The 13,721-nt window shown below is 66.1% G+C and carries 10 protein-coding genes; 8 read left to right on the forward strand and 2 right to left on the reverse strand.

The features are described 5' to 3' along the window. Window positions 1-187 precede the first annotated feature (187 nt). Genes GSQ95_RS18660 through arfB form a run of 3 tightly spaced genes read left to right on the forward strand, consistent with a single transcriptional unit; the run spans window position 188 to window position 2,191 of the window. Complete coding sequence (locus GSQ95_RS18660) at window positions 188-1,141, forward strand: rhodanese-related sulfurtransferase (protein WP_158894105.1); 954 nt, start codon at window positions 188-190, stop codon at window positions 1,139-1,141. Between the two features lies 1 nt (window position 1,142). Beyond that, on the forward strand, window positions 1,143-1,778 hold the full coding sequence (locus tag GSQ95_RS18665) for a DsbA family protein (RefSeq protein WP_158894107.1): 636 nt from the start codon (window positions 1,143-1,145) through the stop codon (window positions 1,776-1,778). Further along, window positions 1,775-2,191: an alternative ribosome rescue aminoacyl-tRNA hydrolase ArfB gene (arfB, locus tag GSQ95_RS18670; RefSeq protein ID WP_372240072.1), complete on the forward strand. Its 417-nt coding sequence runs from the start codon at window positions 1,775-1,777 to the stop codon at window positions 2,189-2,191. Before GSQ95_RS18665 ends, arfB begins: the two co-directional genes overlap by 4 nt. A 13-nt stretch (window positions 2,192-2,204) precedes the next feature. Here the strand turns inward: arfB and GSQ95_RS18675 are convergent, their stop codons facing one another. Together GSQ95_RS18675 and GSQ95_RS18680 are read right to left on the reverse strand one after the other, a co-directional pair. After that, window positions 2,205-3,050, reverse strand: coding sequence for a universal stress protein (locus tag GSQ95_RS18675; RefSeq protein ID WP_158894109.1), 846 nt, complete (start codon window positions 3,048-3,050; stop codon window positions 2,205-2,207). A gap of 60 nt (window positions 3,051-3,110) precedes the next feature. Then, window positions 3,111-4,571 carry a SulP family inorganic anion transporter gene (locus GSQ95_RS18680; RefSeq protein WP_158894111.1) on the reverse strand — a complete coding sequence of 487 codons (1,461 nt, stop codon included), beginning with the start codon at window positions 4,569-4,571 and terminating at the stop codon, window positions 3,111-3,113. A 494-nt stretch (window positions 4,572-5,065) separates the two neighbouring features. Between GSQ95_RS18680 and fdnG the strand changes: the two genes are divergently transcribed. The 5 genes from fdnG to katG all read left to right on the forward strand — a co-directional run bounded on the left by fdnG (window position 5,066) and on the right by katG (window position 13,615). Then, entirely contained in the window at window positions 5,066-8,146 is a 3,081-nt protein-coding gene (fdnG, locus tag GSQ95_RS18685) for a formate dehydrogenase-N subunit alpha (protein WP_158894113.1), read from the forward strand. Continuing rightward, entirely contained in the window at window positions 8,146-9,105 is a 960-nt protein-coding gene (gene fdxH, locus GSQ95_RS18690) for a formate dehydrogenase subunit beta (RefSeq protein ID WP_133862816.1), read from the forward strand. The genes fdnG and fdxH overlap by 1 nt, the downstream gene beginning before the upstream one ends. A gap of 46 nt (window positions 9,106-9,151) precedes the next feature. Further along, window positions 9,152-9,775 (forward strand): formate dehydrogenase subunit gamma, encoded by a 624-nt coding sequence (locus GSQ95_RS18695; protein ID WP_133862815.1) that lies wholly within the window; start codon window positions 9,152-9,154, stop codon window positions 9,773-9,775. A gap of 166 nt (window positions 9,776-9,941) precedes the next feature. Continuing rightward, on the forward strand, window positions 9,942-10,859 hold the full coding sequence (gene fdhE / locus GSQ95_RS18700) for a formate dehydrogenase accessory protein FdhE (protein ID WP_158894115.1): 918 nt from the start codon (window positions 9,942-9,944) through the stop codon (window positions 10,857-10,859). A 494-nt stretch (window positions 10,860-11,353) separates the two neighbouring features. After that, window positions 11,354-13,615 (forward strand): catalase/peroxidase HPI, encoded by a 2,262-nt coding sequence (katG, locus tag GSQ95_RS18705; RefSeq protein WP_158894117.1) that lies wholly within the window; start codon window positions 11,354-11,356, stop codon window positions 13,613-13,615. Window positions 13,616-13,721 lie beyond the last annotated feature (106 nt).

Consider the following 13,721-nt stretch of genomic DNA (forward strand, 5'->3'; position numbering starts at 1 on the left):
ACAAACAAGGCGAAAAGGGCTGAGGAAGCGGATCGGACTCGCGCTCGAGTTTACGAGAGGTAAATGAGCATTCCGACGGGGCCGGCCTTCCAGGACCTTTTCAACGCAGTTTGGCCGACGCGCAGCAGGTCGTGAACAGGTTCTAACCGGTCCGCCCTTTGCGAGGGCGACCCCTGGGAACCCGAAGATGACCGACAAGATTGTCGTGGCGGCCTTGTACAAGTTCGTCACCCTGGACGACTATGTCCAATTGCGTGAACCCCTGCTGCAGACCCTGCTGACCCATGACGTCAAGGGCACCCTGCTGCTGGCCGAGGAAGGCATCAACGGCACCGTCTCCGGCAGCCGCGAAGGCATCGATGCGGTACTAGCCTGGCTGCGCGCCGATGCGCGCCTGGTGGACATCGACCACAAGGAATCCTACTGCGCCGAGCAGCCCTTCTATCGCACCAAGGTCAAGCTGAAGAAGGAGATCGTCACCCTGGGCGTGCCCGGCGTCGATCCCAGCCGCCGCGTGGGTACCTATGTCGAGCCGCGGGACTGGAACGCCCTGGTGGACGATCCCGAGGTGCTGGTGATCGACACCCGCAACGACTACGAGGTGGGCATCGGCAGCTTCAAGGGTGCCATCGATCCCCAGACCAAGAGCTTTCGCGATTTCCCGGCCTATATCCGCGAGCACTTCGATCCGGCCCGGCACAGGAAGGTCGCCATGTTCTGCACCGGCGGCATCCGCTGCGAAAAGGCGTCGAGCTTCATGCTGCAGGAAGGCTTTCCCGAGGTCTTCCACCTCAAGGGCGGCATCCTCAAGTACCTCGAAGAGGTGCCGGCAGCGGAGTCGCGCTGGGAGGGCGAGTGCTTTGTCTTCGACAACCGGGTGACCGTGACCCACGACCTCGCCGAAGGGGTCTACGACCAGTGCCATGCCTGCCGCACGCCGGTCTCGCCGGAAGACATGCAGTCAGCGCATTACAGCCCCGGCATCAGTTGCCCGCACTGCTGGGATTCGCTGTCGGAAAAGACCCGCGCCGGTGCCCGCGAGCGGCAGAAGCAGATCGAGCTGGCGCGCCTGCGCAACGAACCCCATCCCATCGGCCGCGATCCGCGGCTGAACGCCATGCCAAACCCCGAGGAGGTCTAGGATGCCCGGTCGCCTGCTCTATGTGATGGACCCCATGTGCTCCTGGTGCTGGGGTTTCGCGCCGGTGGTCGAGCGCCTGGCCGAGCGGGCGGGCGCCCAGGGCATTCCCCTGCACCTGGTGGTGGGCGGCCTGCGTCGCGAGCGGGTGGCCCAGGACACCGCCAGCCGGGTGCGCACCCTGGCCTACTGGCAGGCGGTGCAGGAGACCACCGGCCAGCCCTTCGCCCTGGACCAGGGGCCGCCGGAAGGCCTGGTGTACGACACCGAGCCCGCCTGCCGTGCCCTGGTCGCCGCTCGCCAGCTCGACGAAGAGGCGGTCTGGCCACTGGCCAAGCGTATCCAGCGGGCCTTCTATGTCGAAGCCCGCGACGTCACCCAGCCGGCGCTGCTGGTGGAACTGGCCGAAGCCTGTGGCCTGCCGCGCATCGAATTCGCGCCGCTGTTCGACGACGAGTCGGCACATCAGGCGACCCAGGCCGACTTCGACTGGGCCTTGAATCTGGGTATCGCCGGCTTCCCCACGCTGCTGGCCGAGCGGGATGGTCAGCTGGCGCTGGTCACCAACGGCTACCAGCCGCTGGAGGAACTGGAACCGTTGCTGGACGCCTGGCTCAGCCGCGGCGCGCACCTGGCGTGAGTCTGGTCATCGATGAGCGTCTGACGCTGCCCGAGCAGGAAATCCAGCTCACCGCGGTTCGCGCCCAGGGTGCGGGTGGGCAGAACGTCAACAAGGTCTCCAGCGCCGTCCACCTGAGATTCGACATCCAGGCGTCGTCGCTGCCGGAAGCGCTCAAGGAGCGGCTGCTGACCCTGCGCGACGGGCGCATCAGCCGCGATGGCGTGGTGGTGATCAAGGCGCAGCAGTACCGCACCCAGGAGCAGAATCGCGCCGATGCCCTGGAGCGCCTGGCCACGCTGATCGCCACGGCCAATGTCCAGGAAAAGCCGCGGCGTCCGACCAAGCCCACCTATGGCTCCAAGCAGCGCCGCCTGGAAGGCAAGTCGCGCCGCAGCGGCCTCAAGGCCAGTCGCGGGCGGGTGGATTTCTAGGCGGCAGCCTGGGCTAACGCACCACGATCAGCGCGCTGCCGGCGGCTTCCAGCATGTTGCGGGTGTTGCTGCCCATGAAGAAGTGGCGCAGGCGGGAGTGGCCGAAGGCACCCATCACCACCAGCTCCAGGCCGTGCTGCTTGCGATAGCGCTCCAGGCCCAGTTCCACGTCGCCGTCGGTGATGGCGGTGGTGACCGTGCGGCCCCGGGCCCTGAGTTCCTCGGCGGCGCGGGCGAGGGCGGCGCGGCGTTCTTCGCGGTCGCGGCCGACGGTCACCAGGTGGCAGGCCAGGCCGTCGAACAGCCGGCAGGTGGCCACCCAGGTCACCGCCTTGCGCGCGCTGTTGCTGTCGTCGTAGGCCAGCAGCACGCCGCTGGGCTTGACGAACAGGTGGCCGGCCACCAGCAGCGGGCGATGCAGGAGGCGGATGGCGCTTTCCAGGTGGCGGCCGATCAGCCGCTTGGGTGGACTGTCCTCGCCCTGACGGCCCAGCACGATGAGGTCGAAATCCTCCTGCAGACTTTCCAGCGAACCTATCAGGTCACCGTGCTGCAGCACGGCCCCGGCGCAGCGCGCCTGTTGCTCCTCCACCCGCAGCTGGGCCGCATCGAGCAGCAGCCGACCCTGGTCTTCCGCCAGGGTGCCGCGCTGGGCATCCAGCGCCGCCAGCTCGGTCAGCAGGTGTTCCCGGTTGACCAGCAGGGGCGGCGTGGCCTGGCCCGGCCGCGGATAGCGGCGCTGATCCAGCACGTGCAGCAGGGTGAGCGGGGCATCCAGGGTGGTGCCGGCCCAGGCGGCGAAGTCGCAGACGGCGGCGCTGACGGCCGAGCCGTCGAGGCAGGCGAGGATCTTGGACATGGCCGCGGGTCTCCAGGAGCAGGACATTGCTGGGAGAGACCCGGGCGCGCCGTTGCGGGTTCAATCGCCGAGGGCGAGGTCGTCCGTCATGCCGCCGCGGCGCAGTAGCTGCTTGCAGCGTTGGGACAGGTGCAGCACCCGCACCCGCTTGCCGGCCTTGGCATAGCGTTCGTGCAGGGTGCGCAGCGCGGCCACGGCGGAGTAGTCGACGAAACTCAGGTGGCGGCAGTCCACCACGACCCTGGCGGGGTCGCCGGCCGGATCGAACTGGTTCAAGAAGGTGGCGGTGGAGGCGAAGAACAGGGTGCCGTGGACCTGGTACCTCTTGCTGCCGTCGGCCTCCAGGTGGCTGTCGGCGTAAAGGCGCCGGGCGTGCTGCCAGGCGAAGTTGAGCGCAGCCAGGACGATGCCGCAGAGTACCGCGGTGGCGAGGTCGGCGAAGACGGTGATCACGGTGACGGCAATGATCATCAGCATGTCGCTGCGCGGTACCCGGTGCAGCACCCGCAACGAGGCCCAGGCGAAGGTCTGTTGGGCGACCACGAACATGGTGCCGACCAGCGCCGCCAGCGGAATGCGCTCGATCAGTGGCGAGAGAAACAGCACGAACAGCAGCATCAGCGCGCCGGCGACCACCCCCGACAGTCGGCCACGGCCACCCGAGCTCAGGTTGATCATGGTCTGGCCGATCATGGCGCAACCGCCCATGCCGCCGAACAGCCCCGAGGCCAGGTTGGCCGCGCCGAGGGCCACGCACTCGCGATTGGGCAGGCCGCGACTCTCGGTGATCTCGTCGGTGAGATTCAGGGTCAGCAGGGTTTCCAGCAGGCCGACCAGGGCCATCAGCACTGCATAGGGCAGGATGATCTGCAGCGTTTCCAGGCTCCAGGGGATGTCGGGCAGCGCCAGGCGCGGCAGGCCGCCGGCGATATGGGCCATGTCACCCAGGGTACGGGTGGGCAGGTCGAGGAAATGCACCGCCAGCCCCACGCCGAGGATGGCGGCCAGGGCCGGCGGCACGGCGCGAGTCAGCCGCGGCAGCAGCCAGATGATGGCCATGGTCACGGCGGTCAGGCCGATCATCAGGTACAGCGGGGTACCGCTGAGCCAGGTGTTGCCCTGCTTGAAGTGTTCCAGCTGGGCCAGGGCGATGACGATGGCCAGGCCGTTGACGAACCCCAGCATGACCGGGTGCGGCACCATGCGGATCAGCTTGCCCAGACGCAAGAGGCCGAAGGCGATCATCAGCAGGCCGCCGAGCACCACCGTGGCCAGCAGGTACTGCACGCCGTGCTGCACCACCAGGGCGATGATGACCACCGCCATGGAGCCGGCGGCGCCGGAGACCATGCCGGGGCGGCCACCAAAGAGGGCGGTGAGGGCACAGATGAAGAAGGCGCCATAGAGACCCATCAACGGATTGAGATGGGCGACCAGGGCGAAGGCGATGCACTCGGGCACCAGCGCGAAGGACGTGGTGAGACCGGCCAGGATGTCGGCGCGGGGAGAGACACTTTTCATGGCGTATCCAGAACGGGCGACAGCACGGCGGGGCGCGATCGCGGAGAGACGACAGGTCAGCAAGACACGGGCATACGCCCCAGGGGCGGTTACCGGAGGAGGGGTGGTGCTATGGCGGCGTGGGCAGGCGCTTGGACATGGTCAAGGGGTCCGCAGGCATCGCGAGGAAAGTTAGCGAGCTTAGCATGACTTTCCGGCGCTGCCGAATGGACGGGATTGGCGGGCGGCTCTACGTGACGCCTCTTGCCCTGCTCCGGCCTTGCGCATCCGCTCGGTGAGCAGCGATTGGCCGGCGTCGATCCGCTGGTCACGGAGGGCGCACATCCGTGCTGAGCAGCTGGTCCGTTCGTCAGACCGCGGCGGATCAGGAGACAAAAGGCTGACTTCCATTGATCGGCGACAACAGCCAAACGCTCGATAAGACAGCAGGTTGGGTTACTCTCTGGGCAGGGTTCGGCCATGTACCGGACACAGCCTGAAGGAGGATAAGAATCGTGGATATGAACCGTCGGCAATTCTTCAAGGTCGCTGGAGTCGGCCTTGCGGGATCCAGCCTGGCGGCGTTAGGCATGGCTCCCACAGCCGCCTTTGCCGACCAGGTGCGCCATTTCAAACTGGCGCACACCGTGGAAACCCGCAACACCTGTCCCTATTGCTCGGTCGGCTGCGGCCTGATCATGTACAGCATGGGTGACCGGGCCAAGAACGTGGCCCAGAACATCATTCACATCGAGGGCGACGCCGACCATCCGGTCAACCGTGGCACCCTCTGCCCGAAAGGTGCCGGCCTGCTGGATTTCATCCACAGCCCCAATCGCCTCAAGTACCCGGAAGTCCGCAAGCCCGGCAGCAACGAGTGGACCCGCATCAGCTGGGACGAGGCGCTCGGGCGCATCGCCACCCTGATGAAGGAAGACCGCGACGCCAACTTCATCGCCACCAACGACCAGGGCCAGACGGTCAATCGCTGGTTGACCACGGGCTTCCTGGCCGCCTCGGCGTCCTCCAATGAAACCGGTTATCTGACGCAGAAGATCGCACGGAGTCTGGGCCTGCTGGCCTTCGACAACCAGGCGCGCGTTTGACACGGCCCGACGGTGGCAGGTCTTGCCCCGACGTTTGGCCGTGGTGCGATGACGAATCATTGGAGCGACATCAAGAACGCCAATCTCGTCCTCATCATGGGCGGCAATGCCGCTGAAGCCCATCCGTGCGGCTTCAAATGGGTCACCGAGGCCAAGGCGCACAACAACGCCCAGCTGATCGTGGTCGATCCGCGTTTCACCCGTTCCGCCTCGGTCGCCGACTATTACGCGCCGATCCGCACCGGCAGCGACATCGCCTTCCTCGGCGGGCTGATCAATTACCTGATCACCCACGACAAGATCCAGCAGGAGTACGTCCGCAACTACACCGACGCCGGCTTCCTGGTGAAGGAAGGCTTCACCTTCGAGGACGGCCTGTACAACGGCTATGACGCCGAGAAGCGCACCTACACCGACAAGGTGAACTGGGGCTATCAGATCGGCGACGACGGCTTCGTCAAGATCGATCCGACCCTGCAGGATCCGCGCTGCGTCTTCCAGCTGATGAAGCAGCATTACAGCCGCTACACCCTGGAAGTGGCCAGCCAGACCTGTGGCACGCCGACCGACGCGATCCAGAAGGTCTGGGCCGAAATCGCCGAGACCTCGGCGCCCGGTCGCGTCATGACCATCCTCTATGCCCTGGGCTGGACCCAGCACTCCATCGGGGCGCAGATCATCCGCTGCGGCGCCATGGTGCAGTTGCTGCTGGGCAACATCGGCCTGCCGGGTGGCGGCATGAACGCCCTGCGCGGTCACTCCAACATCCAGGGCCTCACCGACCTGGGCCTGCTGTCGATCCAGCTGCCCGGCTACCTGACCATCGGCGGCGACGGCGAGCAGGACTACAACGCCTTCATCGCCCGGCGCGCCAGCAAGCCGCTGCGTCCGGGGCAGATGAGCTACTGGCAGAACTACGGCAAGTTCCACGTCAGCCTGATGAAGGCCTGGTACGGCGACAAGGCCACCAAGGACAACGACTGGTGCTACCACTGGTTGCCCAAGGTCGACGTCACCGGTGCCGGCTACGACGTCCTGCGCTACTTCGACATGATGGGCAAGGGCCAGGTCAACGGCTATGTCTGCCAGGGCTTCAACCCCATCGCCGCCTTCCCCAACAAGGGCAAGATCCTGCGCGGCCTGTCCAAGCTCAAGTGGCTGGTGATCATGGACCCGCTGGCCACCGAGACCTCCGAGTTCTGGCGCAACCACGGCGATCACAACGATGTGAACACCGCCGAGATCCAGACCGAGGTGTTCCGCCTGCCCACCACCTGCTTCGCCGAGGAAGACGGTTCCCTGGTCAACTCCAGCCGCTGGCTGCAGTGGCACTTCAAGGGCGCCGAGGCACCCGGCGAAGGGCGCAGCGACATCGCCATCATGTCCGAGCTGTTCCTCAAGCTGCGCGAGGCCTATGCCAGGGACGGCGGGGCCTTCCCCGATCCGATCCTGGGGCTGTCCTGGCCCTACGCCAAGCCGGAGGAGCCGGCCCCCGAGGAGCTGGCCAAGGAGTACAACGGCTACGCGGTCACCGATGTGCTGGATGCCAAGGGCGCGGTCTCGGCCAAGGCCGGTCAGCAACTCGCCGGCTTCGGCCAGTTGATGGACGACGGCAGCACGGCGTCGGGTTGCTGGATCTTCTGCGGCGCCTGGACCGAGCAGGGCAACCAGATGGCGCGGCGCGACAACAGCGATCCCTTCCATATGGGGCAGACCCTGGGCTGGGCCTGGTCGTGGCCGAACAACAGACGCATCCTCTACAACCGCGCCTCCTCGGATCTCCAGGGCAAGCCCTGGGACCCGAGCAAGAAGCTGGTGTGGTGGAACGACAAGGCGCAGAAGTGGGGCGGCACCGACGTGCCCGACTTCAAGATCGACGCCAAGCCGGCCGACGGCATGAGTCCCTTCATCATGAACCCGGAAGGGGTGGCGCGTTTCTTCGCCCTGGACAAGATGGCCGAAGGGCCCTTCCCGGAGCACTACGAGCCATTCGAGACGCCCATCGGCGTCAACCCGCTGCATCCCAACAACCGCAAGGCGCTCAACAGCCCGGCGGCGCGGGTGCTCAAGGACGACTGGGCGGACTTCGGCGATCGCAAGGACTTCCCCTATGCGGCCACCACCTACCGTCTGACCGAGCACTTCCACTACTGGAGCAAGCACTGCCGCCTCAACGCCATCATCCAGCCGGAGCAGTTCGTCGAGATCGGCGAGGTGCTGGCCAAGCAGAAGGGCATCGCCGCGGGTGATCTCGTGCGCGTCACCTCCAAGCGCGGCCACATCGTCTGCAAGGCGGTGGTGACCAAGCGGATCCGTCCGCTGCAGGTCAACGGCGAGACGGTGCACCACGTCGGCATCCCCATCCACTGGGGTTTCTCCGGTGTGGCGCGGATGGGTTACCTGGCCAACACCCTGACCCCCTTCGTAGGTGACGGGAATACCCAGACGCCCGAGTTCAAGTCGTTCCTCGTCAACGTGGAGAAAGCGTGATGGCAAGCCAAGATATCTATGCCCGCTCCGCGACCACCACGGCCTATACGTCGGTGCGCACCCAGGCGGAAGTGGCCAAGCTGATCGATGTGTCCAAGTGCATCGGCTGCAAGGCCTGCCAGGTCGCCTGTTCCGAATGGAACGAGTTGCGCGACGAGGTGGGCCACACCCACGGCACCTACGACAACCCGGCGGACCTCACCGCGGACTCCTGGACGCTGATGCGTTTCACCGAGCACGAGGACGAGGCCGGCAAGCTGGAGTGGCTGATCCGCAAGGACGGTTGCATGCACTGCGCCGAGCCGGGTTGCCTGAAGGCCTGCCCAAGTCCGGGGGCCATCGTCAAGTACGCCAACGGCATCGTCGACTTCAACCAGGACCACTGCATCGGTTGCGGCTACTGCATCGCCGGTTGCCCCTTCGATATCCCGCGGATCTCGAAGAAGGACAACAAGGCCTACAAGTGCTCGCTGTGTTCGGACCGGGTCGGGGTCGGCCTGGAGCCGGCCTGCGTGAAGACCTGCCCGACCGGCGCCATCGTCTTCGGTACCAAGGACGCCATGAAGGAGCACGCCGCCGAGCGCATCGTCGATCTCAAGAGCCGCGGCTACGAGAACGCCGGTCTGTACGACCCGGTTGGGGTAGGGGGCACCCACGTCATGTACGTGCTGCACCATGCCGACCAGCCGCAGCTGTACAACCACCTGCCCAAGGACCCGACCATCAGCCCCACCGTGGGTCTGTGGAAGGGCTTCACCAAACCCCTGGCGCTGTTCGCCATGGGCGCGGCGGTGCTGGCCGGTTTCTTCCACTACGTGCGCGTCGGCCCCAACCGGACCGATGACGACGACGAAGTGGTCGAGGCGCCGCCCCGTCCCGAGGGCGATGCGCCCAGGGGCGAGGTCAAGCAGCTGAGTCCGTCCGTGCAGATCTTCGATCCGCACGACAAGCAGCCCTAGCAGGGGTACGCCCCCGGTTTGGCCGGGGGTGTCCTGGGAGATCGAGATGAAACCTGAAATCCAGCGTTACAACGCCAACGAGCGGACCAACCACTGGATCGTGGCGATCCTGTTCTTCATGGCCGGGCTGTCGGGACTGGCGCTGTTCCACCCCGCGCTGTTCCCGCTGTCGAACCTGTTCGGTGGCGGCACCTGGACGCGCATCCTGCATCCCTTCATGGGCGTGGCGATGTTCCTGTTCTTCGCCTTCCTGGTGATCCGCTTCTGGCGGCACAACAAGATCGGTCGCGAAGACGCCCAGTGGCTCAAGCAGATCAACGACGTGCTGAACAACCGCGAGGAAAAGCTGCCGCCGATCGACAAGTACAACCCCGGGCAGAAGATCCTGTTCTGGGTGCTGCTGGCCTGCATGCTGGTCCTGCTGGTCAGCGGCGTGGTCATCTGGCGCCAGTACTTCGCCCACCTGTTCCCCATCCCGGTGATCCGCCTGGGTGCCCTGGCCCACGCCGTCGCCGCCTTCGTGCTGGTGCTGTCGATCATCGTGCACATCTATGCTGGGATCTGGATCAAGGGCTCGGTAACCGCCATGATGACCGGCTGGGTCAGTCGCGCCTGGGCCAAGAAGCACCACTCGCTGTGGTACGAGAAGGTCACCCGCGAGAAGAAGTGAGCGGTCTCTATCGTTGGGCTTCGCTGCGCTCAACCCAGCCTACCGGATGGAGTACGCGGCATTTTGCCCCCCTCTCCCGCCGGGAGAGGGTAGCGGAGCCCGACACCCCAAGCCGCCCGCTATCCTGAATCCTCCATCTTCCACCGTTTTGCTAAGGAGCCCTGCCATGGCGGGCCAGATCCTCGAGCCCGGCGAAATCGAAGCCGCGGCCGTCAATCCCGATTTCATCCTGCTGCCCGGTGGCGAGCTGTTCGGCTATCGCGCCGACCGCCTGCGCCTGCTGGCCGCCGGCAATGCGCTGAATGACTACCTGCTGCTGATGGCCGACCTGTGCGAAGCCCAGCAAGGGGTCTTCGACCGTCTCGCCCCCCTGCCGCTGGACGAGGCGCGCAGCGCCCAGAGTCTGCAGCATGGTCTGCCACCCCTGGGTTACGACACCCTGGTTCGCGAGGGCGACTGGTTGCCCGCGCTGGATGCCCTGCTGGAGACCCTCACGCTCGCGCAGGCGCCAGTGCAGGCCGCCCTGGAAGAACTGCGCCAGGCCGATGCCGGCCAGCGCAAGGCCTGGGCCATCGCCCTGCTGGCCGGCAGCTACGAGCTGGTGCCGGCCGGCGTGGTGCCCTTTCTCGGCGCTGCCCTGCAGGTGGCCTGGACCCATTGGCTGCAGCGCAGTGACTTCAGCGCCCTGCGCGAACAGGGCAGCCAGACGGCCTGCCCCTGCTGCGGTGCGCCGCCCATGGCCGGCATCATCCATCACCTGGGCAAGGCCAATGGCCTGAGATACCTCACCTGCTCGCTGTGCGCCTGCGAGTGGCACTTCGTGCGGGTCAAGTGCAGCCACTGCGAGACCGGCAAGGGCCTGGGCTACTACTCCCTGAGCACCGACGACGCCAACGCCCAGAAGGCCCCGCTGCGCGCCGAGACCTGCGCCCACTGCAAGACCTATCTCAAGCATCTCTATCGCGACCATGACGCCCGCAGCGAACCCCTGTCCGCCGATCTCGCTAGTCTGGCGCTGGACGTGCGCCTGGCGGAAGAGGGCTACGAGCGCCACGCGCCCAACCTGCTGTTCGCCCCGGGCTAGACCGGGCACGGCGACCGCCCGGGGCAGGGTGGTCGCCGCTCCTTCTGTTTCCGCCTATGGCGGACTGCCTTGCCCCGGCCAGCGCCGACGCGCGCCCTCGATTCCGCTTCACTGAGCCAGGCCGCGCGAACCTCTGCAAAGCGGTCGCCAACGTTGCTTATCGCGCCAGGAATCGGCTGGCAGCTCCCTGTCACCCCGGGGTCATCTAGCAGAGTCAGTCTATCGAGGCGCACAAAACCTTCTATCACACCGGGCGGCGAAGCCGTCTAGTATGGAGTTTGCGCCGCTTCGTCGGTGTGCCCATCTGATGAGGGGATAACAATGACCGCAACGTCCGCTTCGCCCATGGTGGGGCTCTACCCGGAGCTGGCTCGACGCCGGCCCTGGCGCCTGTCAGGCCCCTAGGCCGACGCTACCGGAACCACGCCTTCTGCAGGCCGTGCTGCTGTCGCGGCTGACAACCGGATGAACAAGACCCTGAGGTAGCCAAGAAGATGTCGACCGAATCCAAGTGCCCGTTCAATCACGCCGCCGGCGGCGGTACCACCAACAAGGATTGGTGGCCGAACCAGCTCAATCTCAACTTCCTGCACCAGCATTCCTCGCTCTCCGATCCCATGGGCGAAGAGTTCGACTACGCCAGCGAATTCAAGAGCCTCGACCTCGAAGCGGTAAAGGCCGACCTGCGCGCCGTGATGACCGATTCCCAGGACTGGTGGCCGGCCGACTTCGGCCACTATGGCCCGCTGTTCGTGCGCATGGCCTGGCACAGCGCCGGTACCTATCGCGTCGGTGATGGCCGTGGCGGCGCCGGTCAGGGTCAGCAGCGCTTCGCGCCGCTCAACAGCTGGCCGGACAACGTCAGCCTGGACAAGGCGCGCCGGCTGATCTGGCCGGTCAAGCAGAAGTACGGCCGCAAGATCTCCTGGGCCGACCTCATCGTCCTCACCGGCAACGTCGCCCTGGAATCCATGGGCTTCAAGACCTTCGGCTTCTCCGGCGGTCGCCAGGACGTCTGGGAACCGGACGACGCGGTGTTCTGGGGTTCGGAAACCGTCTGGCTGGGTGGCGACGTCCGCTATGGCGCGCACAAGCAGATGGAGCAGCCCGGTGATGGCGTGCTGACCGCCCAGCCCGAGCAGCATCCGGTGGAGCATAGTCGCAACGACAATCCGCAGCGCACCCTGGAAAATCCCCTGGGCGCGGTGCAGATGGGCCTGATCTACGTCAACCCCGAAGGCCCGGACGGCAATCCCGATCCGGTGGCCTCGGCCCATGACATCCGCGAAACCTTTGGCCGCATGGCCATGAACGACGAGGAAACCGTCGCCCTGATCGCCGGCGGCCATGCCTTCGGCAAGACCCACGGCGCAGGCCCGGCGACCAACGTCGGCGCCGAGCCGGAAGCGGCCGACCTGGAACAGCAGGGCTTCGGCTGGCACAATAGCTACGGCACCGGCAAGGGCGCCGACACCATCACCAGCGGCCTCGAAGTGACCTGGACCTCCACGCCCACCCGCTGGAGCAACGAATACTTCGAGAACATGTTCAAGTTCGAGTGGGAGCTGTTCAAGAGTCCGGCCGGTGCCCACCAGTGGCGTCCGAAGGACGGCGCCGGTGCCAATGCCGTGCCCGATGCCCACGATCCCAGCAAGCGTCATCAGCCGACCATGCTGACCTCGGACCTGGCGCTGCGCTTCGATCCGGCCTACGAGAAGATCTCCCGTCGCTTCCTGGAAAACCCGGACCAGCTGGCCGACGCCTTCGCCCGTGCCTGGTTCAAGCTGACCCACAGGGACATGGGTCCCCTGGCTCGCTACCTGGGCCCGGAAACCCCGGCCGAAGAACTGCTGTGGCAGGACCCGCTGCCCAAGGCCGCAGGCGCGCCCCTGGGCGAGGCCGAGGTCAAGGCGCTAAAGGACAAGCTGGCCGCGTCCGGCCTGAGCGTGTCCGAACTGGTCGGCACCGCCTGGGCGGCTGCTTCCACCTTCCGCGGTTCCGACAAGCGCGGCGGGGCCAATGGCGGCCGTCTGCGCCTGGCGCCGCAAAAGGACTGGGAGGTCAACCAGCCGGCGCAACTGGCCAAGGTGCTGGGCGTGCTGGAAGGTATCCAGCGTGACTTTAATAGCCAGGGCAAGCAGGTCTCCATCGCCGACCTGATCGTGCTGGCCGGCAGTGTCGGGGTGGAAAAGGCCGCCCAGGCGGCGGGCCATTCGGTCAGCGTGCCCTTCACCCCGGGTCGCGTGGATGCCTCCCAGGAGCAGACCGATGTCCATTCCTTCGGGCACCTGGAGCCCTGGGCCGATGGCTTCCGCAACTACGTGGGCGGGGAATTCAAGGTCAAGCCGGAATTCCTGCTGGTGGACAAGGCGCACCTGCTGAACCTGACCGCGCCGGAACTGACGGTGTTGCTGGGCGGCCTGCGCGTGCTGGACATCAACGTGGGCGGCGCCAAGCATGGCGTCTTCACCCAGCGGCCGCAGACCCTGACCAACGACTTCTTCGTCAACCTGCTGGACATGGCCACCGAATGGAAGGCCACCGGTCCGGACAAGGCCACCTTCGAAGGTCGCGATCGCCAGACCGGTGCTCTGAAGTGGACCGGTACCCGGGTCGACCTGGTGTTCGGCTCCCACGCCCAGCTGCGGGCGCTGAGCGAGGTCTATGGCAGTGCCGACGCCCAGGAGAAATTCGTCAAGGACTTCGTCAAGGTCTGGACCAAGGTGATGGAGCTGGATCGTTTCGATCTGCGCTGATCACTGAGCGGTAACTGAAAACGCCTCCTTCGGGAGGCGTTTTTTTTGGCCTCGCCAGCGCACCGCCGTCCATCGCCGATCGATGGCGGATCGCTGGAAAGGCGCA

It is taken from the genome of Pseudomonas sp. BAV 4579 (genome assembly GCF_009765395.1).
GTDB lineage: Bacteria > Pseudomonadota > Gammaproteobacteria > Pseudomonadales > Pseudomonadaceae > Chryseomonas > Chryseomonas aestiva.

Excerpts from the sequence above, each read along its gene's own strand:
- GSQ95_RS18660 (WP_158894105.1), top strand. The coding sequence starts at position 188 with ATGACCGACAAGATTGTCGTGGCGGCCTTGTACAAGTTCGTCACCCTG.
- GSQ95_RS18665 (WP_158894107.1), top strand. The coding sequence starts at position 1,143 with ATGCCCGGTCGCCTGCTCTATGTGATGGACCCCATGTGCTCCTGGTGC.
- GSQ95_RS18675 (WP_158894109.1), bottom strand. The coding sequence starts at position 3,050 with ATGTCCAAGATCCTCGCCTGCCTCGACGGCTCGGCCGTCAGCGCCGCC.
- GSQ95_RS18680 (WP_158894111.1), bottom strand. The coding sequence starts at position 4,571 with ATGAAAAGTGTCTCTCCCCGCGCCGACATCCTGGCCGGTCTCACCACG.
- fdxH (WP_133862816.1), top strand. The coding sequence starts at position 8,146 with ATGGCAAGCCAAGATATCTATGCCCGCTCCGCGACCACCACGGCCTAT.
- GSQ95_RS18695 (WP_133862815.1), top strand. The coding sequence starts at position 9,152 with ATGAAACCTGAAATCCAGCGTTACAACGCCAACGAGCGGACCAACCAC.
- fdhE (WP_158894115.1), top strand. The coding sequence starts at position 9,942 with ATGGCGGGCCAGATCCTCGAGCCCGGCGAAATCGAAGCCGCGGCCGTC.
- katG (WP_158894117.1), top strand. The coding sequence starts at position 11,354 with ATGTCGACCGAATCCAAGTGCCCGTTCAATCACGCCGCCGGCGGCGGT.